The 18,531-nt window shown below is 49.4% G+C and carries 21 protein-coding genes, 1 tRNA gene and 1 pseudogene; 18 read left to right on the top strand and 5 right to left on the bottom strand.

Annotated features, from left to right (window positions below; genetic code table 11):
* Positions 1–58: 58 nt before the first annotated feature.
* Positions 59–1,075: a fimbrial protein gene (locus tag PGR10_RS14240; RefSeq protein WP_308958566.1), complete on the top strand. Its 1,017-nt coding sequence runs from the start codon at positions 59–61 to the stop codon at positions 1,073–1,075.
* 83 nt (positions 1,076–1,158) lie between these two features.
* Here the strand turns inward: PGR10_RS14240 and PGR10_RS14245 are convergent, their stop codons facing one another.
* On the bottom strand, positions 1,159–1,539 hold the full coding sequence (locus PGR10_RS14245; protein WP_161801954.1) for a helix-turn-helix domain-containing protein: 381 nt from the start codon (positions 1,537–1,539) through the stop codon (positions 1,159–1,161).
* Positions 1,540–2,183: 644 nt separating this feature from the next.
* Here PGR10_RS14245 and PGR10_RS14250 point away from each other — a divergent pair.
* The 12 genes and pseudogenes from PGR10_RS14250 to PGR10_RS14305 form a co-directional block, all read left to right on the top strand.
* Positions 2,184–3,083, top strand: a complete 900-nt coding sequence (locus PGR10_RS14250) for a winged helix-turn-helix domain-containing protein (RefSeq protein ID WP_430923670.1) — start codon at positions 2,184–2,186, stop codon at positions 3,081–3,083.
* 1 nt (position 3,084) lies between these two features.
* The gene (locus tag PGR10_RS14255) at positions 3,085–3,543 is read left to right on the top strand and encodes a hypothetical protein (protein ID WP_308958569.1); all 459 of its coding nucleotides are present in this window, start codon (positions 3,085–3,087) and stop codon (positions 3,541–3,543) included.
* A gap of 670 nt (positions 3,544–4,213) precedes the next feature.
* The gene (locus tag PGR10_RS14260; protein ID WP_430923672.1) at positions 4,214–4,945 is read left to right on the top strand and encodes a GntR family transcriptional regulator; all 732 of its coding nucleotides are present in this window, start codon (positions 4,214–4,216) and stop codon (positions 4,943–4,945) included.
* On the top strand, positions 4,942–5,379 hold the full coding sequence (locus tag PGR10_RS14265) for a PTS sugar transporter subunit IIA (protein WP_308958570.1): 438 nt from the start codon (positions 4,942–4,944) through the stop codon (positions 5,377–5,379). Before PGR10_RS14260 ends, PGR10_RS14265 begins: the two co-directional genes overlap by 4 nt.
* Positions 5,380–5,382: 3 nt before the next feature.
* On the top strand, positions 5,383–6,165 hold the full coding sequence (locus PGR10_RS14270) for a PTS mannose/fructose/sorbose/N-acetylgalactosamine transporter subunit IIC (RefSeq protein ID WP_045375555.1): 783 nt from the start codon (positions 5,383–5,385) through the stop codon (positions 6,163–6,165).
* A complete protein-coding gene (locus PGR10_RS14275; RefSeq protein ID WP_430923673.1) occupies positions 6,158–6,937 on the top strand; it encodes a PTS system mannose/fructose/sorbose family transporter subunit IID in 780 nt (259 codons plus the stop codon). The genes PGR10_RS14270 and PGR10_RS14275 overlap by 8 nt, the downstream gene beginning before the upstream one ends.
* 27 nt (positions 6,938–6,964) lie before the next feature.
* Entirely contained in the window at positions 6,965–7,456 is a 492-nt protein-coding gene (locus PGR10_RS14280; protein ID WP_047041836.1) for a PTS sugar transporter subunit IIB, read from the top strand.
* A 3-nt stretch (positions 7,457–7,459) separates the two neighbouring features.
* The gene (locus PGR10_RS14285) at positions 7,460–8,164 is read left to right on the top strand and encodes a sugar isomerase domain-containing protein (RefSeq protein WP_308959155.1); all 705 of its coding nucleotides are present in this window, start codon (positions 7,460–7,462) and stop codon (positions 8,162–8,164) included.
* Between the two features lie 9 nt (positions 8,165–8,173).
* Positions 8,174–9,340, top strand: a complete 1,167-nt coding sequence (locus PGR10_RS14290; RefSeq protein WP_430923674.1) for a glycoside hydrolase family 88 protein — start codon at positions 8,174–8,176, stop codon at positions 9,338–9,340.
* On the top strand, positions 9,337–10,095 hold the full coding sequence (locus PGR10_RS14295) for an SIS domain-containing protein (RefSeq protein WP_430923675.1): 759 nt from the start codon (positions 9,337–9,339) through the stop codon (positions 10,093–10,095). Before PGR10_RS14290 ends, PGR10_RS14295 begins: the two co-directional genes overlap by 4 nt.
* 50 nt (positions 10,096–10,145) lie before the next feature.
* Positions 10,146–11,558, top strand: a complete 1,413-nt coding sequence (locus tag PGR10_RS14300; protein WP_430923676.1) for an OprD family outer membrane porin — start codon at positions 10,146–10,148, stop codon at positions 11,556–11,558.
* Positions 11,559–11,689: 131 nt separating this feature from the next.
* Positions 11,690–12,018 (top strand): annotated as a pseudogene (locus tag PGR10_RS14305) (DUF4942 domain-containing protein); the annotation flags it as partial.
* 127 nt (positions 12,019–12,145) lie between these two features.
* On the opposite strand, the gene PGR10_RS14310 reads toward PGR10_RS14305, so the two are convergent.
* Both PGR10_RS14310 and PGR10_RS14315 read right to left on the bottom strand, forming a co-directional pair.
* Positions 12,146–12,233, bottom strand: a tRNA-Ser gene (locus tag PGR10_RS14310).
* A gap of 143 nt (positions 12,234–12,376) precedes the next feature.
* Positions 12,377–14,005 carry an ABC transporter substrate-binding protein gene (locus PGR10_RS14315; RefSeq protein WP_430923677.1) on the bottom strand — a complete coding sequence of 543 codons (1,629 nt, stop codon included), beginning with the start codon at positions 14,003–14,005 and terminating at the stop codon, positions 12,377–12,379.
* 265 nt (positions 14,006–14,270) lie between these two features.
* Here PGR10_RS14315 and yccA point away from each other — a divergent pair, with 265 nt between their 5' ends.
* Positions 14,271–14,930 carry an FtsH protease modulator YccA gene (gene yccA, locus PGR10_RS14320; protein ID WP_430923678.1) on the top strand — a complete coding sequence of 220 codons (660 nt, stop codon included), beginning with the start codon at positions 14,271–14,273 and terminating at the stop codon, positions 14,928–14,930.
* Between the two features lie 87 nt (positions 14,931–15,017).
* Positions 15,018–15,347: a sulfurtransferase TusE gene (gene tusE / locus PGR10_RS14325; protein WP_045360166.1), complete on the top strand. Its 330-nt coding sequence runs from the start codon at positions 15,018–15,020 to the stop codon at positions 15,345–15,347.
* On the opposite strand, the gene yccX is transcribed toward tusE, so the two are convergent.
* Complete coding sequence (gene yccX / locus PGR10_RS14330; protein WP_113374274.1) at positions 15,344–15,625, bottom strand: acylphosphatase; 282 nt, start codon at positions 15,623–15,625, stop codon at positions 15,344–15,346. The two genes, tusE and yccX, sit on opposite strands and share 4 nt — an antisense overlap.
* A gap of 181 nt (positions 15,626–15,806) precedes the next feature.
* Between yccX and rlmI the strand changes: the two genes are divergently transcribed.
* Together rlmI and hspQ are read left to right on the top strand one after the other, a co-directional pair.
* On the top strand, positions 15,807–17,009 hold the full coding sequence (gene rlmI, locus PGR10_RS14335; protein WP_015367414.1) for a 23S rRNA (cytosine(1962)-C(5))-methyltransferase RlmI: 1,203 nt from the start codon (positions 15,807–15,809) through the stop codon (positions 17,007–17,009).
* A 98-nt stretch (positions 17,010–17,107) separates the two neighbouring features.
* Entirely contained in the window at positions 17,108–17,425 is a 318-nt protein-coding gene (gene hspQ, locus PGR10_RS14340; RefSeq protein ID WP_015367415.1) for a heat shock protein HspQ, read from the top strand.
* Positions 17,426–17,481: 56 nt separating this feature from the next.
* Here the strand turns inward: hspQ and PGR10_RS14345 are convergent, their stop codons facing one another.
* Positions 17,482–17,895: a CoA-binding protein gene (locus tag PGR10_RS14345; protein WP_087858124.1), complete on the bottom strand. Its 414-nt coding sequence runs from the start codon at positions 17,893–17,895 to the stop codon at positions 17,482–17,484.
* Positions 17,896–18,052: 157 nt separating this feature from the next.
* Here PGR10_RS14345 and mgsA point away from each other — a divergent pair, with 157 nt between their 5' ends.
* Complete coding sequence (mgsA, locus tag PGR10_RS14350) at positions 18,053–18,511, top strand: methylglyoxal synthase (protein WP_015367424.1); 459 nt, start codon at positions 18,053–18,055, stop codon at positions 18,509–18,511.
* The last annotated feature ends 20 nt before the right edge of the window (positions 18,512–18,531 follow it).

Raw genomic sequence — 18,531 nt, forward strand, 5'->3', positions numbered from 1 at the left:
GTCAATTTTTCATTCTATTCTCGCTAACTTATTAGCTATAAAATGGACTCCATCATTAATGAAAATTATATTAAAAATATTAATTACGATTTTATCTATTTCATATAGTTACTTAGCGATGGCCATTACCGCCACGACACCTCAGATTGTGCTTACCCCTGCGCCAATCAGCGTCACCCAAAATGCTGACGCCTCCACCTTTGGTCAGCAGATAGGCGCTACCACTACAGTCAGCGTAGATAATGTTTTTACCTGTCCTAACTGGCTTTATCCCTGTAAATCAGCAACCGTCAAACTAGGTAGCGGCTTACAACCTTCTGGCGTCACATTAACGGTAAATGGTCTGGTTTATGGTGTTTATGAAACAGGTGTGCCTGGTATTGGTTTTACCATTGGCGTCAAGGATACCAAAGCCACTAGCTATATTCCGCTAACCGATCAAGAGAGCACAACCTGGAGCGGAGCAGTTGGTCAGATTGGTTTTGATGCGCAAATCCATTTCGTCAAAATTAGTGGACGACTGGAAACCGGCATAATAACGACACCAGAAATCACCGCCGCGGTCATGACAGGCCATGAGTCTCTTTCCGGGGCATCGACTACTTCCAAAATAGTGATTAGTCCTACCACTATCTCAACGACTGCCAATGGCTGTGATGTGGACCAATCTTTAATCAATTTTCCCATGGGAGAGGTCAGCGAGAGCGTATTCAAAGGCGTGGGGAGTCGCTCCGACGGCATTTCATCTACAATTACATTGAACTGTGATGCCAATATAGCATTGGCAATGGTTATTACCGATCAATCTGATGTATCTAACACCAGTAAAACCGTAGGATTGACCCCTGACTCTGATGCAAAAGGGATCGGCGTACAGTTTTTTGTTGATAGCGAAGAACCCATTTCGTTAGGGCCCGATAGTTCATTAAAAGGCACCACCGGCCAAATTCAGCTGGTCACAACAAAAGAACAGGGAAATGTCGCCATTCCCGTTACGGTAAGATATGTGCAAACTGGGGAGATCACGGCTGGTAGCGCGAATGCAATTGCCAGTATTACTTTCTCCTATCAATAGAAAAATATCACCAGTGGTTGCTATAATCCGCAAGAAAATGGTTGTGCCAGGATAAGCCATGCAATACCTTGCATGGCTTATTATCAAGTATCGAAGATATTAATATTGTTTTTAAATTTTTGAATGTATAGCTCATTAAAAGTTCTCAGCCCATGGCGTCTGACTGCTTTCATTTTATATCCGCTGACCGTTGTCACAGATAGATTTAATATTTTTGCTATTTGGTTTTGAGTGTAACCCTTAAAAAGTAGGTCGAGGACTTCATACTCTTTCTGTGTTCCTTTAAGGACATTCCCCCAAATATCGCCCAGAAAATAGTCCTCAGTATCCTTTGGCGGTGCTTTTAGCATCCACTCTATCGCTTCTTTTAAAAATGAATATGATGCTTTCTTGCATATCACCAGGTCGGACAGATGATTAATTATCGTCGAGTAATTTTTCTTCCTCGCGGTCAGCGTTACCATAAAAATGTTCTTACCGCGCTTCCTTTCGAGATAAATCTTTTTAGCATGCAGACTAACGTTAGGCGAGTCTCCATCTATAAAAAAGACATAGCAATTGCTGTTATGGTATAAACCGCTCAAGGTTTTGTTCATATCATCAATAATTGATGTAAACGTGACATTACTTAATTGGCAAGGATAATCGGATCGACTAAGAATCAAGGCGCATTCTCCCTATAAAACACTCGCATAAGATAACTTTGTTGATTATTCATTTGTCTTTTGTTGAACAATCTTTAAGATTTATCCTACTTGTGTTTCATAAATTTCCTCACTCATTTTTTCTGAATCTTTCTCTGTCAGTTACATTCCCTAAAATAAGAATTCATGAGATCTCATGAGGACCATAAAAAACCAATTAAAACAAGCCATTGCGTTAAACGCACCATAAATAAATGATAATCAATATTGCTTGCGTTAACGTTTAAATGAAGCAACAAAAAATTATAACAACCTGTCATACATTTATTATTTCACTCTTGATAACAGTAACGCTTTACATAATTTCCACCAATTAACCCTCAATACATATTGTTGTGTTATATGTTTTTTTGTCATATAATTTTATCGTAACAGATCTATCATATTAATTAGCGTTCTAATGAATGAAAGAAAAATATCTTATCAATAACAGTGTGTACTTCTACCCTGCTCAGCAATTATTAGTACCAATATCAGAAGAGTATGCGCAAGTTTCTTTAAATGTGCCGGCAAGCAGGTGCTTAACCCTACTATTAGAAAAGAAGGGTGAGATCGTCACAAAATATGATTTATCGCAAGATGTTTGGCAAAGCAGAGGTCAATACACCAGCGCCAATACGCTTTATCAAAACATTTCGCTGATACGTAAAGCTCTGCGAGAAGTAGGTATTTCTCATGATACTATCCATACCATACCTCGAGAAGGATTCAGCTTTCTGGGTACAGCTATTCTTATGCAGGAGGATAATGCCCCTACAGAAAACGTTTCTCCAGCAGGCGCTGCGTCTAAAGAAAAACGTCATGATGTATCTGTAAGTTATAATATGGAAATTATAAATAATGACTACAGTGCCTATGGTATATATTCCCCTACACAACATAAAATACCAGAGATTAACCCTGGACCTCCCCAGAAAACCAGCATTTCTCCCTTGAAAGCCACGCTTAATTTCATCGACATTGTTTATCAATACAAATGGCGATCAGTTTCTGCGGTCCTATTATTGATGCTATCAATTTTCACCTTTTATTATTACTTAAGTGACAATACTCATGATTACTTTAAAAATTATTACAGCATAGGTGATATAAACAACTGTACCTTAATGAAAAGTGAAAAGGATAAGCTTAGACAAAAAGCAGATTATTTTTCTATTTTTCAGCAGAAAAACATTCACTGTGAAACGGCTAAAAATGTCTACATCGCAATGGATACTCGTGCCACGAAGATTTTTATGCATTTTTGTAATAAAAACATAGATGATACCTCCTCTTGCTTTTCAACTTTTTTTATCGAGCGCTAACATGAAAAAGAAATGGATTTTTGTTTTGATATTGTTAACCCTCGCCTTATCTCCATTGTTACTCAATGTAACTGAAAATTATGATAAAGATCACTTCTCCTGCTGGGGGAAAATTAGTTTTAACAGGCAAGCGGGAACTTACTCAGTGAAAGTGAGATATGTTTTTAATGGCGATACCGGAAAGGTTATTACGATTGGAGAATATAATGAACCAGGATTGCCTGCGCGCAAAGTAACGCAGAATTTGGCTTTTAAATTTACCAGGCAAGGGAATGTATATACCATGATCTCGACTCTCTCACTGCTTACCGCTTCCCAGGCCCGGCTTTTGAGCGGTGTGGTACCTGATTTTTACCTCTATGAAGATCGAGGCTTACAGCTATTTATCCATAAACAAGGACGCAATGGGCTGGTCTTCTCTACGGCGTCTTTACCCATATTTATCTGTACGTTGCAGTAGATGCGAGAGCAACTGAAGGAAAAGAATTGCTGACTCCACCGGCAAGATTAAAGAGGCTCCCCTACCCGATGTTTACTCCGTTGCTCAAAACCCAACCAGATCAGAGGGCAATAGCTGAAGGATAAAGCTAAAAGAATTTACGTGGATGGGAATTTACATGGCCTTCTGTCAATCTGACTCATCCGGAACGGCGGGAAAAGAGTATGAATGCAGCTTCATGTTCTGCATATCCAGAGCGTAGCTAATATTGAAATGCCACAGGCTATAGATAGAAGACTAAATCCATAGAGTGTGGTCATCAAAGCGTTGTCCTGAGTAGGTGTAGGGCTCTTCAACAGTAAAGCTCCTTTCGTTCAACAGCACTTCCCGCCTGAATAAACCTTCAGTGAAGCCATGTACGCACCATTACTGAATGGTTGTCTCTACTGGCTTTTGCTGATGCCTGTCATGTGATCGTTCACAATCAGTCGTGTTCAAACACAGCCAGTTAGACATAGATTCATTACGTTCTCCCTTATCAGTAGCTACGAAATTGAGAAATGCGTCACAATACAGAAAACAACTTAACAGGTTAACCGGTTAAGTTGTGTTGAGTGGTTGATCGGGCAAACTGGTACAGGTATCGTAAGACTACGAAATAAAATCAATGTAGACAGAAACTGGCGAAACAATGAAAGCATCGGCACAGTCAACGAAATACCAGGTGATTAAAACGGCCCTGTTAGACGAAATTAGAGACGGTACCTTTAAGCCCGGCGAAAAATTTTACAGCGAGTCGGAATTAAAAGAACGCTACTCTGTGAGTTCTGCCACGGTAATTCGTGCCATTCATGAATTAGTGAATGATGGTTATTTGATCCGCTACCAGGGAAAAGGTACTTTTGTTTCGAAAGCCAAACGCAATGAGAGTATTATTTTTTCAGAGTCAGATAACGATTTAAAAGGTATGCAGTCAGTTAAAGTTATCCAATGCGAATTAGAAAACGTTTCTGACATTAAAGAAAAGCTTGGTTTAAAAGATGATGAAAGATATTACCGCATTGCGCGCTTGAAATTTGACAGCAACAAACCTTACGCACTGCAAATTTCCCATATACCGGCTCACTATTTTTCCAGTAAATTGACGGTTAAGAACTCGGCTCTCAGTTCCATTTACGAGGCATTTAAAGTCAACAATGGTCTTGATATGTATACCATGCCGTACCGACAAACTATCTGCGCCCAAACCGATGTCGCGCCTGAAGTACTGCAGCACCTTGGTCTCGGCGCCAATCAGCCCGTTATCATGATGAAGCGTTTTACCAATAACGAGCAGGGCCAGATCATTGAATATATTGAAACCTGGAAACGGTTAGAATCATTTTATATTGAAATCAGAACACCAGATAAGGGGGCAGGATGAATCAAATATTATTAATCTCTCATGGAGGTTTCGCCAGCGGCGCCAGACAGGCTACAGAATTGATTCTCGGCGCACAGCCTAACCTCCATGTAGTTGAACTGGATGGTGAGAAAGGTATAGCAGTATTTAAACAGGAACTTCGCGATAAAATAACCGCCCTCAGTACAGCAGAATCAAACATTATTATTCTTTCTGATTTAAAAAGCGGTTCGCCGTATAACTCCGCAATGGAGGTTATTGTCAGCAACAACCTGTGGGATAATATCACCCTACTCTCTGGAATGAATTTAAACTTAATTCTCGAAATAACGATGGCGATTGATGAAAATCATACTCCCGCCTCGCTGAATGAAATAATAACAACGGCGCGTGATGGTATTTACCATTTACAGCAGGCAGCGCTTGGCGCGCAAACAAATGACGGAGACGAATAAAAAATGGAGCACATTGCGGTCTGGCAGATAGCGTTACTAACGCTCTATTCAGGGCTGGCGATATATGACGGCAACAACACGACGCTTGGGCTGGTGAAACCTAGCATGGCGGGCTTCTTTGCCGGGATGATTATGGGTGACATGAACACCGGTCTTATCGTTGGCGGCACCCTGAACCTGCTGGTGCTGGGCGTGGGTAACTTCGGCGGCGCATCGATTCCGGACTACATGACCGGCGCGGTGCTGGGAACCACCTTTGCCATCATCAGCGGCCAGGGCGCGGCGTTCGGTGCCACCATTGCCGTACCGATTGGGCTCTTAATGGTGCAGCTGGATATCCTCGCCCGCTTCACCAACACCTTTATTCATCATAAGGCCGATAAGCTGATTGAAGACGGTCAGGTGAAGGCGGCGGCAAGAATGAACCTGCTGGGCCAGGTGCCGATCTCGCTCTCGCGGATGCTGCCGGTGCTGTTAGCGCTGCTCCTCGGGGCAACCTTCGTTAATGACGTCGTGACCTGGATCCCTGCTTCCATCATGAACGGTCTGAAAGTCGCCGGCGGCGTACTGCCTGCATTGGGTATCGCCATCCTGCTTCGTTATTTACCGATTAAGAAGAACATCTCATTCCTGATTCTGGGCTTCTTTCTGTCGGCCTATCTGAAAGTGCCGGTACTGGGTGCCGCACTGCTGGGACTGGCGATTGCGCTTTACGTCTTCAACTCAGAAAAACAGGCAACGCAAACCACCGAGTCCCCGGCAAATGGAGCAATGGGCGATGAATAAAGTACTAACACGCGTATTCTGGCGCTGGTTTCTCTTCGGTCAGTCTGGCTGGAACTACGAAAAAATGCAGGGTCTGGGCTATCTGTACAGCATCTACCCGTTCCTTGAGAAGAAATACACCAGACCTGAAGAGCAGAAGGATGCAGCTAAAGTACACAGCCAATTCTTTAACACCAACAACACCATGGCGCCAGGGATCCTCGGGGTAAATATCGCCCTGGAAGAGCAGACCGGGCTTGCGGGTAAAGATGCCGTTGCCGGGATTAAAACCGGTCTGATGGGGCCGCTGGCGGGCATCGGAGATACGTTGTTCTTCGTTATCCCGACCACCATTATCGGTTCCGTCGCGTCATACCTCGCGCTACAGGGCAACCCGGTAGGGCTTATCCTCTGGCTGCTATTCGCTCTGGTTCGCATGTTGTTTATGCGCTTTAGCATCAGTAAAGGGTATCAGGAAGGGGTGAACCTGCTGGGATCGTTGACCAACAGCCTCAACAAAATTACCCGTGCGGCCAACATTCTCGGGCTGACGGTCATCGGGGCGCTTATTCCCTCGGTGGTGAAGGCAAATCTTAACTTTGAGTTCAGCTACGGCGAAGTGTCGCTGAAGCTGCAGAGCATTGCCGACCAGATAATGCCGGGGCTTATTCCACTGCTGGTTGTGGGGTTCACTTACTGGCTGCTGGGGCTCAAAAAGATGAACTCAACTCGCGTCATTTTCGTTCTGATTATTTTAGGTATCGTTGGCTACAACCTGCATATTCTCGGTTAAGCAACACATTGATTTAAGGAAGTTATTATGAAAGGTATTGTTCACATCCGCGTCGATGACCGACTGATCCACGGCCAGGTGGCTACCCGCTGGGTAAGCCATTTCAACGCCAACCGCATTATGGTGATTGACGACACCGTTGCTGCAAACGACGTCGAAAAGATGCTGCTGCGCAGTGCGGCACCGGAAGGCTGCAACACCTCTATTCTCTCTTTTGAGAAAGCGAGCGCCAATATCCTCGCCGGGAACTACGACGGTCAGCGAGTGCTGATCCTGCTGAAAACGCCGGAGCTGGCGCTGAAGCTGATGAACTGCGGCGCTGCCCTCACCCAGCTCAATATCGGCAATATGTCCAACAAAGACGATCGTCGCCAGATTAAACGTTCGGTAAGCGTTAACGATGCAGAGATTGCTGCCATCAACGCGTTGCTGGAAAAAGGCGTAGCGGTCACAGCACAGATGACCCCGGAAGAACCAAACGCCTGTATCACTACGTTTTTAAAAGCCGATAAGGGATAAGGAATGTCACCACATCAGCAGCAGTATTATCAGCATGTATTAGCAACGCTGGATCAGGTGTTTCTTACTCAGAGTGCTGAAGTTGAGCAGGCGGCGGCGCTGTTTGCCGAGTGCGTCAAAGCCAACGGCATTATTCACGGTTTTGGCTCCGGCCATTCGTTTGCCGCGGCGGTCGAGCTGGCCGGCCGTGCGGGTGGCCTGGTCAACACCAAAGCCATCGACCAGTTCTATGGACCAACCGGCTGGTTTGATTCGCTCAAAGGGATTGGCGATATCTTTTCCGGACTGCTGGATCTGCGCGAGGCAGACTGCTTTGTCATTATCTCCAACTCCGGCACCAAGCCGCTGCACGTTGAGCTGGCACGCAAGGTTAAAGAGATGGGACTGAAGCTGGTTGTAATCACCCGCTACACCGGAGAGTCGGTATCAACGAGCGAGAGCATTTGCGAATATGCCGACGTCATTCTCGATAACGGCTGTCCGGCCGGTGACTGCACGCTGAGTATGGATAACGGCAACATCATGACCGGCCCGGTGTCCTCGCTTTCTGCGGCCTTCATCATCAATAACGTAGTAATCCGCTGCATCGAGATGCTGCTGGAACAGGGTATCGCGCCGCCGGTGATGCGCAGCATCAATCTGGCCGGTGGCAAAGAATACAACGATGCGCTGATGAGTCAGTACAAAGAGCGCGTGTTTACGCTGTAGGGGAAAAACATGAAAGAGACTCTGTCTAATCGCCTCGCACCGCTGCCCTTTCCTGCTATCACTCCCGACGACTGTCGGGATGCGCTGGCGGCATGTGTGCAGCGCATCACGCGCAACATGGGCCTGTATGGCGAGAAATTCCCCTCCGCCTGCACTCACAACAATCGCTATGTCCTGAAAGAGAATAACGACTGGACCAATGGTTTTTGGACCGGGATGCAGGCCATGGCCTGGGAGTTCAGCGGCGATACGGCATACCTGGACGGCGTTGAACGTAACGTCGTCAGTTTTAAAGCGCGCCTGGTGGCACACCATGTCCTTGACCATCACGATATCGGCTTCCTTTATAGCCTGTCGGCGGTCGCGCACTGGAAACTGACGGAGCGCGACGAGTTAACCCCGCTTATCGTGGCGGCGGCCGATCTGCTGGTGAATCGTTTTCACGACAGCGCCGGTTTTATCCAGGCCTGGGGAACGCTTAATGACCCGCAGGAGTACCGGCTTATTATCGATTCACTGATTAACCTTCCTCTGCTCCACGTGGCGGCGAAGATCAGCGGTGAGTCGCGTTATAGAATCGTTGCTGAACGTCACTATGCGGCAGTCATCAACAACATTTTTCGCGCAGATGGCTCCACTTTCCATACCTTCTATTTTGACCCGAAAAGCGGTGCGCCTTCACACGGAAAAACCTTCCAGGGATACAGCGACAACTCCTGTTGGGCGCGCGGACAGGCGTGGGCCATTCTCGGGATCCCACTTCACTGGTCTGCCACCGGGGCAACCGACTACTACGAGCACTGGCTGCAGGCCTGCGAGTACTTCTTCCGCTACCTGCCGGAGGACGGTGTTCCGGCCTGGGATTTGCTGCTTGCCACTGATCCGGCGGCACCAAAAGACAGCTCCGCGCTGGCCATTGCCGTGTGCGGCCTGCTCGAAGCGCACAAGCACTTCCCGGATGCCGGGTACGAGAAACTGGCGCGTCAGCTTCTGCAGGCATTAATGCGCGGCGCTTCTGCCCGCGATGACGACGCCTGCGAAGGCTTACTTAAACACGGTGTTTACGCCTATGCCCTTGGCAAAGGCATCGATGAATGTAATCTCTGGGGGGATTACTTCTACATGGAAGCGTTATACCGAATCTACCAACCGCAATGGTCAGGATACTGGTTATGACAATGATTCAAAGTTATTTAAATATCGTCCAGAAGAAACTTAACGACATTACCCAACAGGAAAGCCATAAAATCACCTCCGCCGCCGGGCAACTGGCAAAGGTCATTAATCAGGGTGGTGTGATTTATATTTTCGGCTGTGGTCACTCACATATTTTCGCTGAAGATATGTTTTATCGCGCCGGCGGTATCGCCCCAGTCCGGCCGATATTTATCGAGCCTTTAATGCTACATGAAGGTGCGGCAGTTTCATCGTATTATGAAAAGCAAAATGATTATATCGCAGGGCATCTGGAGAAGTTCGCGATAACCAATAAAGATGCATTAATTGTTATTTCAACTTCCGGGATCAACCCCGCGCCGGTGGATGCGGCATTGTGGGCAAGACAGCACGGGGCATTGACGTTGGCGCTGACCAGTTTCCTATATGCCGAGACCCAACCGTCGAAGCACAAGGCTGGCCTCAAACTGCGCGACTGCGCAGATATCGCGATAGATAACCAGGTGCCCATCGGTGATGCGGTGCTGTCGCTTGCGGATCATACGACGCCGTTTGCGCCAGTCTCCTCGATGACCGGGCTCTTTATTATGCACAGCCTGTTTGCAGAAATCATCGCAAAGCTGGGGCGTGATAATAAATGTCTACCGGTGTTTTTGAGCGGTAATATTGCTAATTCGGCGCAACATAATGAATATCTCCTGGAAAAATATGGCCCCCGAATCCCGGAGCTGATAAATAACAATAATTTTAAATAAGTAGTACGTCCCCTCACCCTACAATACAGGGTTTTATAAGGTATATAATAATGACAAGTCATAAACTCAGAGTTTCTCTGTGTGCATCGCTGTTGCTTTTTATTGCCCCAAATGCCTTTGCGGAAGAAGAAACGGATTATGAAGCGCCTTCGCAGTTTGAGAAAGCGTTTTATGATGAAGGCAAATTAAACTTTAATACCTCGTTATACATTCGTCATCGTGCAGTCAAAGATCCTACTACCGGTAAATACGGACTGGGTCCGGCCGGGATCCAGAACCAGACCGGTAACGTGGCGATTAGCTATATTTCTGGCTATTACAAAGATGTCATTGGCTTTGATTTCTGGGGCAACGCCAATATCAAACTCGGGCATACTGTCGGTCAGTCGGAGATCCTTTACTACGACTACGAATGTGGCCAACCAGGCAAGTTCAGCCCATGCGAGAAGTCCTACATGAGCGTGTCGGTTGCCGCACTAAAGCTCAATCTTGGCGATGCAGGTACCAACTTCAAGCTGGCGGCGGGTTATACCCCCATCAACTCCGGTACCGTTAAAAGCAGTTGGGGTCTCAACCCCCACGCTTTCCGCGGGTTTGACAGTGCCCTGACCCTCGATAAACTGCGGCTAACCTACGCCTGGGCCGACCGCTTCAAGAACGACTGGAGCCGTGATTTTAAACCGATGACTACGGCCTGGCACCAGAACAACGCCGCCGGGCTTGATGACAACGGCAAAATTATTAAAGCCGGTGGAATAATCGATTACATTCACACGGTGGGTGCGGTCTACAACTTCGGAAATACCGTTCTCGACGTTGGTTACGGCGAAGGTAAAGGCTATCGTCGCAACTGGCAGGCGCTGGTCGAACGGAACGATACTTTGACCAAAGCTTTCTCCCTGCAAAGTAAGCTCTTCTATCAGGGCGCGCGCTACATCGAAGATCTGTCGAAGATTAAAGATCCATCAACGGAATACTATGTTGGGATAGGTTTTAACCTGAGTCACAACAATACCGTGTGGTCGCTCGGCTACAGTCAGAACTACGCACCCAACACCGGGGATTACAACTTCCGCTTAACCCCGTGGGCGAACTCCGATAAGCGTGATTATCAGCCAACGCTGTCACAGCTGGAAGACTTTAACGTTTCCGGTGCCCATGCTGTTCGTTTTGGCGTGAGTTATAACTTCGCAGATTTTAATCTACCGGAGCTAACCCTGGGAGGGGCCGGAACCTACGGCTGGCATGTGGTGAGCGATGTCAGCAAAACCGGTTCAGTGAGAAAGTACGACGGTAGTATGGTGTCTTTCGATCTATCCGCTCGCTACTCGGTAGCCGAGGGCATGGCGAAAGGCCTCTCCTTCACCCTGCTCCCTGCACTGTTCAGGTCGACGGACAGCAACTATAAAACCGATCGTAACGACGTGAAGTTTATCGTCGGCTACAGCTTCAATATCTTCTAAGCCGTGCCCCCTCAATAAAACACGAGGGGGCGCACATAGGTTCATAATATTTGTTCTAGTGCTCAGGTTGCAACGAGAACCGGTTCGATGCGTTCATGATTGCAGGTCATTTAATTTATGGAGATAACAACATGCAGACTGAACCTGAAGTATTAATCGACCATACCGACGTGATTCGCTTCACCAGCATTGAACGTATCATCACCGGGCGTAACACTGCACCGGCACAGATTGAAACGCTCATTCAGCAACTTGCCGATATCTCGGCACTGACCCGCAGTATCAGGGGAAAACGGTCCTCGACTGGACTATGACTCAGGACTTCCACCGTGGCTGCTGGCTGATAGAGAAACCAGAAGCCGCCATGAAAGCCATTATCCGTAATCTTGAAAGCAGTATATGGCGTGATTCGATGAAGAAGTCAGGTATGCTGAGTCTGATGGATGTTCAGGCGCATGACGGTGGTATTGTCCGACGAATTCTCAAGCTCAGCATCACAGCCAGACAGTTATGGCATACCAGATGGTAACTTAATACCGATAAAAAAGAAAAAGCCCCGAGCTAATAATTAGCTCGGGGCTTATATTTGGCGGAAGCGTAGAGATTCGAACTCTAGAACCCTTTCGGGTCGCCGGTTTTCAAGACCGGTGCCTTCAACCGCTCGGCCACGCTTCCGGTATGGGGCGCACTATAAACACCTCTGCCGATGCTGTAAAGCATCATTTTGTTCAACTGCCTTAAAAACAAACAAATCTGCGTTATTCGTCTGAATTTCAGGCAGTTTGCGCAGAAATTCGGCGTTAAGAACGCCCTTTGACTCAGTGTTTTATGATGTACATATCTTTGGTGTAGTAATAGCCCAGCTTATCCGGCTCGAACCCACCGACCCACGGCTTCACTAGATGGGTACGCACGTAGTGATAAACCGGAATCGCGGGCACATCCTCAGCCAACAGATCCTCCGCTTGCTGATAGAATTTGCCTCGCGCGGCGGCATCCGCCGCCTTCGCCGCGTCATACAGCGCTTTATCATAGGCCGGGTTACTGTACTGACTGGTGTTTTCGCTGTCGCCGGTGCGGAAGTTATTGAGGAATGACGCCGCATCGTCATAATCCGCGATCCAGGCATAACGCACAGCATCAAAATTATGCGTATGCATGGTATCCAGCATGGTCTTCCACTCCTGATTCTGCAGCTTCGCCTCTACGCCAAGATTTTTCTTCCACATCGAACTGGCGGCGATGGCAATGCGCTGGTGCGTCTCCGAGGTGTTATAAAGCAGGTTAAAGACCAGCGGATGACTTTCGTTAAAGCCCGCCTCGTTAAGCAGTTTTTTTGCCTCGGCAATGCGTTTGTCGCGCGGCCAGCTGGCGTAATCCGGTTGTTTAAGCGTAACGCCGCCGATATCGGGCTGGCTAATCAGCCATGCCGGACGCTGCCCCTGCCCCATCACCTTATCGGCGATGATATCTTTATCCAGCCCCATGTTGAGCGCCCGTCGCACTCTGGGGTCATTAAAGGGCGGTTTAGTGGTATTGAGTTCGTAATAGTAGGTCGCCAGCTGTGGAGAAACATTCAGCTGCGAGCCCATCGTTTTCTTGAGTAACGCAAACTGGTTCACCGGCAGCGTATAAACAATATCTATCTCACCGGCTTTATAACGATTCACATCCGCCGCTTCGGAAGTAATCGGCAGATAGGTCACTTTATTGATTACCGTATGTTCATTATCCCAGTACTTAGGATTGCGTTGCGCCACGATGCGCTCGTTGACGACCCACTTCGAAAGCGTATAAGGGCCGCTGGTGACAATATGTTCCGGTTTAGTCCATTTATCCCCAAAGCGCTCCACCAGCACCTTATCAATAGGCACCAGCGACGGGTGAGCAAGCATCGCGAGGAAGGCGGCGTTAGGCTGATTTAACGTGACCTGCAGCGTGGTATCGTCCAGCGCTTTTACGCCGAGGGTTTCCGGCGGCTGTTTTCCCTCCGAAATATCGCGGGCGTTAACGATATGCATATTACCCGGATAGCTGGCGTACGGCGAAGCGGTGGTCGGCGTGACCAGCCGCTGCCAGCTCCAGACGATATCCTGCGCGGTAATTGCTGTCCCATCGGACCAGGTGATGCCAGGGCGCAGATGGAAAGTCCAGACGAGGTTATCTTTATTCTCCCACTTCAGCGCCAGCCGCGGCTGAATCTCGCCCTGCGGCGAAACGCTCACCAACCCTTCGAACAGATCGCTGATGATATTATACTCAACGTCGCTTTCGACCTTATGCGGATCGAGCGAGGCGGGTTCATTACCGTTGTTCCTGACGAGCTCCTGTTTTGCTGCAAGTTCGGTACCCTGCGGGACCTGGGCGGCCAGTGCCGCGGCCGCGCTGCCGAGTAACCCCAAAACCAGTAATGCGTGCGTGATGTGGTTATATTGTTGTAGTTTCATTTCCCTTGCCTTTATGCTTCGTTGATACCCCTTCCACACTTAGTCGCTGACTGACATTAAGGCAATATTTTTCAGTGACCTATAAGATTCAGATCTGCTTTCCGCCGCTGAACGCATAAACATACTGTCGTAATCCATTTTTCCAGAATAAAAAGCTACCCCACCGGCGCCGGGATCTGAGTAAAGATGGGTAAAAGCATTATGGCTTTCGGCTCGCTTTTCTTATGCTTCATAACTAATTACATCTGTCATAAGAGAGTGACTCATGGATCGTATAATTACCTCATCGCGTGACCGTTCATCGCTGCTCAGCACGCACAAAGTTCTGCGTAACACCTATTTTCTGCTCAGCCTGACGCTGGCGTTTTCGGCTATCACCGCCACCGCCAGCACCGTGCTGATGCTGCCGTCTCCGGGGCTTATCCTCACCCTGGTGGGCATGTATGGTCTGATGTTCCTGACCTACAAACTGGCTAATAAACCAAGCGGTATTCTGGCGGCCTTCGCCTTTACCGGCTTCCTCGGCTACATTCTGGGGCCAATGCTGAACGCTTACCTCTCCGCAGGCATGGGCGATTTGATCGGCCTGGCGCTGGGCGGCACCGCCCTGGTCTTCTTCTGCTGCTCGGCTTACGTATTGACGACGCGCAAAGACATGTCCTTCCTCAGCGGCATGCTGATGGCGGGCGTGGTGGTCGTTCTGATTGGTATGGTGGCGAACATCTTCCTGCAGTTGCCGGCTCTACATCTGGCCATCAGCGCGGTGTTCATCCTTATCTCTTCCGGCGCGATTTTGTTTGAAACCAGCAACATCATCCGCGGCGGCGAGACCAACTACATTCGCGCCACCGTTAGCCTGTATGTTTCGCTGTACAACATTTTCGTCAGCCTGCTGAGCATCCTCGGCTTCGCCAGCAGAGACTAACCTTCTCTCCTGCAACACCAGGCCTCGCTTATGCGGGGCCTTATTTTTTGCTACACTGCGCGCAGTTTCCGCATTATGTGAAAAATCATGTTTATCTTTGAAGGCAGTGAAATAGAGACCGATAGCGAAGGCTATCTGAAAGAGACGACTCAGTGGAGTGAAGCGATGGCGGAAGTTATCGCCGCACAGGAAGGGATCACCCTGTCCGTCGAACACTGGGAAGTAGTGCGCTTCGTGCGCGATTTTTATCTGGAATTCAACACTTCGCCAGCCATCCGTATGCTGGTCAAAGCAATGGCGAATAAATTCGGTGAAGAGAAAGGCAACAGCCGCTATCTGTACCGGTTATTCCCCAAAGGGCCGGCCAAGCAGGCGACGAAAATCGCCGGCCTGCCGAAGCCTGTAAAGTGCATTTAATAGAGAATAGCGAATTTTTGCCACTCTCTGGTGGGTTGATGGGGCTCGGTTAACACCCTGTCGACCCTTGCGCTACGCGGACCGCCGGCCTTAAGCCAGGCAATAAGTTTTTCCACCTGTTCCGCTTGTCCGCAGGCCAGCACTTCCACGCTGCCATCATCCAGATTTCGCGCATAACCGGTCAGTCCCAGCTGCAGCGCTTCACGCTGCGTTGAATAGCGGAATCCCACGCCCTGAACGACTCCGTGAACCCACGCCATCGTGCATACCTTCGCCATTATTACCTCCTCAACTGCGCTATCCTGATGCAGAGCATAGCAAATTATCGCCAGCATACTCGCTTTTGCCTGACGCTAAAACATCCGCCGACGGCGGCAGGAATGGTGCTTGCCCCAGCCAGTTATGCTAATCTACGCGCCATTTTTCGGTGCCGACGCTCCGTCGCTTAAAGGTAGCCCCATGACAGATTCCATTATCCCACGCTTAGTATTAGCCAAAGGACGCGAGAAATCCCTGCTGCGTCGCCATCCATGGATTTTCTCCGGCGCCGTCGCCCGGATGGAAGGTAAAGCTCGCTCCGGTGAGACAATCGATATCGTTGATTCGCAGGGGAAATGGCTCGCTCGCGGCGCCTATTCGCCCTCCTCGCAGATCCGCGCCCGTGTCTGGAGTTTCGATCGTCATGAAGCTATCGACAATGCTTTTTTCGAGCGTCGCCTGCAGCAGGCGCAAACCTGGCGCCAATGGCTGGCAGAGCGCGATGGTCTTGACAGCTATCGTTTAATCGCCGGGGAATCCGACGGCCTGCCTGGCGTGACAATCGATCGCTTTGGTGATTTCTTCGTCCTGCAGCTGTTGAGCGCCGGCGCGGAGTATCAGCGTGCGGCTATCGTCAGCGCCCTGCAAACCCTGTTCCCGCAATGCTCGATTTACGATCGCAGCGATGTGGCGGTACGTAAAAAAGAAGGGTTGGATCTGGCGCAGGGCCCGGTGGTAGGCGAACTGCCGCCGGCGCTGCTGCCTATTACCGAACACGGTATGCAGCTGCTGGTGGATATCCAGGGCGGCCATAAAACCGGTTACTATCTCGATCAGCGCGATAGCCGTCTGGCGACCCGCCGCTACGTCGCCGATAAGCGCGTCCTCAACTGCTTCTCTTATACCGGCGGATTCGCGGTTTCTGCGCTGATGGGCGGCTGCCGTCAGGTCACCAGCGTTGATACCTCACAGGAGGCGCTGGATGTCGCCAGACAGAACGTTGAGCTGAATAAGCTGGATCTGTCGAAAGCCGAATTCGTACGCGACGACGTGTTCAAACTGCTGCGTAAATATCGCGATCAGGGGGAAAAATTCGATGTCATCGTCATGGATCCGCCGAAATTCGTCGAAAACAAAAGCCAACTGATGGGCGCCTGCCGCGGCTATAAAGACATTAATATGCTGGCGATCCAGCTATTGAACCCAGGTGGCGTACTGCTGACTTTCTCCTGTTCCGGCCTGATGACCACCGATTTATTTCAGAAAATCATCGCTGACGCCGCAATAGATGCCGGGCGTGATGTACAATTTATAGAGCAGTTCCGTCAGGCTGCCGATCACCCGGTGATCGCAACCTACCCGGAAGGTCTGTATCTGAAAGGGTTTGCCTGTCGCGTCATGTAACTTGAAAAGCGGAACATCGCCCACACGTTATTCTCATGACTCAAGAACATTTGAAGATGATGGATACAGTGGGCGCCAGCGTTTCCCGGGAGGTGACTATGATTGCCAGCAAATTCGGTATCGGCCAACAGGTTCGCCATACGCTACTCGGCTACCTTGGCGTAATCGTTGATATCGATCCAGAGTATTCGCTTGACGAGCCCGCCGCGGATGAAATCGGCGCCAACGATGAACTGCGCGCGGCCCCCTGGTATCATGTTGTGATGGAAGATGAGGACGGCCAGCCTGTTCACACCTACCTCGCGGAAGCGCAGCTCAGTAGTGAAGCCAGCGATGAACATCCCGAACAGCCGTCGATGGACGAACTGGCGCAGACTATCCGTAAGCAGTTGCAGGCGCCGCGGCTGCGTAACTGACTGGCCTATGTTCCCGATGCTTTGTTAAAAACCCCGTTAACACGGGGTTTTTTATTTTACTTCGCCAGCCCAAGCCGCGGAATTTCAATCGCAGGACAGCGGTCCATAACCACATTTAACCCCGCTTCACGCGCCATTACCGCCGCCTGTTCATTAATAACGCCAAGCTGCATCCATAGCGTTTTCGCCCCGATGGCGACAGCCTCTTGCGCCACGCCCCACGCCGCTTCGGAATTGCGGAACACATCGACCATATCGACCTTTTCAGGTACCTCCGCCAGGGTGGCATAGCCTTGTTGACCGAGCAGCGTTTTGCCCGCCACCTTGGGCGAAACCGGGATGACGTGATATCCCTGTTCCAGCAGATATCGCATGACCCGATAGCTCGGGCGGTCTGGCTTGTCGCTGGCGCCTACCAGCGCAATTGTCCGGGTGGTAGTCAGAATGCCGGCAATATCGTTCTCTTTCATCATAATCCTCCTGCACTTTAGCCCTAGTGTAAGCTAATCCGGGTAAACCAGCCATCCAGCCTAACTCACAGATACGGCAAAATTTTTCTCCCCGACGCTTGCAGCATCAGTCACTTCCAGTAATCTGTCTGCAAGTTAATATAAGTGGAACCCCATTATGGAACTGACAACACGTACCTTACCCGCACGCAAACATATCGCGCTGGTAGCACACGATCACTGTAAAGATCTGCTGATGAAATGGGTCGAACGTCACCAGGCGCTACTGGCACAGCACCAGCTTTATGCTACCGGGACCACCGGCAATCTGGTTTCACGCGCCACCGGGCTGGAAGTAAAAGCAATGTTGAGCGGCCCGATGGGCGGCGACCAGCAGGTGGGCGCGCTGATTTCGGAAGGGAAAATTGATGTACTGATTTTCTTCTGGGATCCGCTGAATGCAGTGCCGCACGATCCTGACGTCAAAGCGCTCCTGCGTCTGGCGACGGTTTGGAATATTCCGGTAGCCACGAATGCCGCCACCGCTGACTTTATCATCCAGTCGCCGGACTTTAATCAACCGATTGAAATTCTCATCCCTGATTACCAGCGCTACCTTGCCGAGCGCCTGAAGTAATACCCGCGGCGGCCTCAAGG

The organism is Klebsiella sp. 141198, assembly GCF_050600785.1.
Lineage (GTDB): Bacteria > Pseudomonadota > Gammaproteobacteria > Enterobacterales > Enterobacteriaceae > Klebsiella > Klebsiella aerogenes.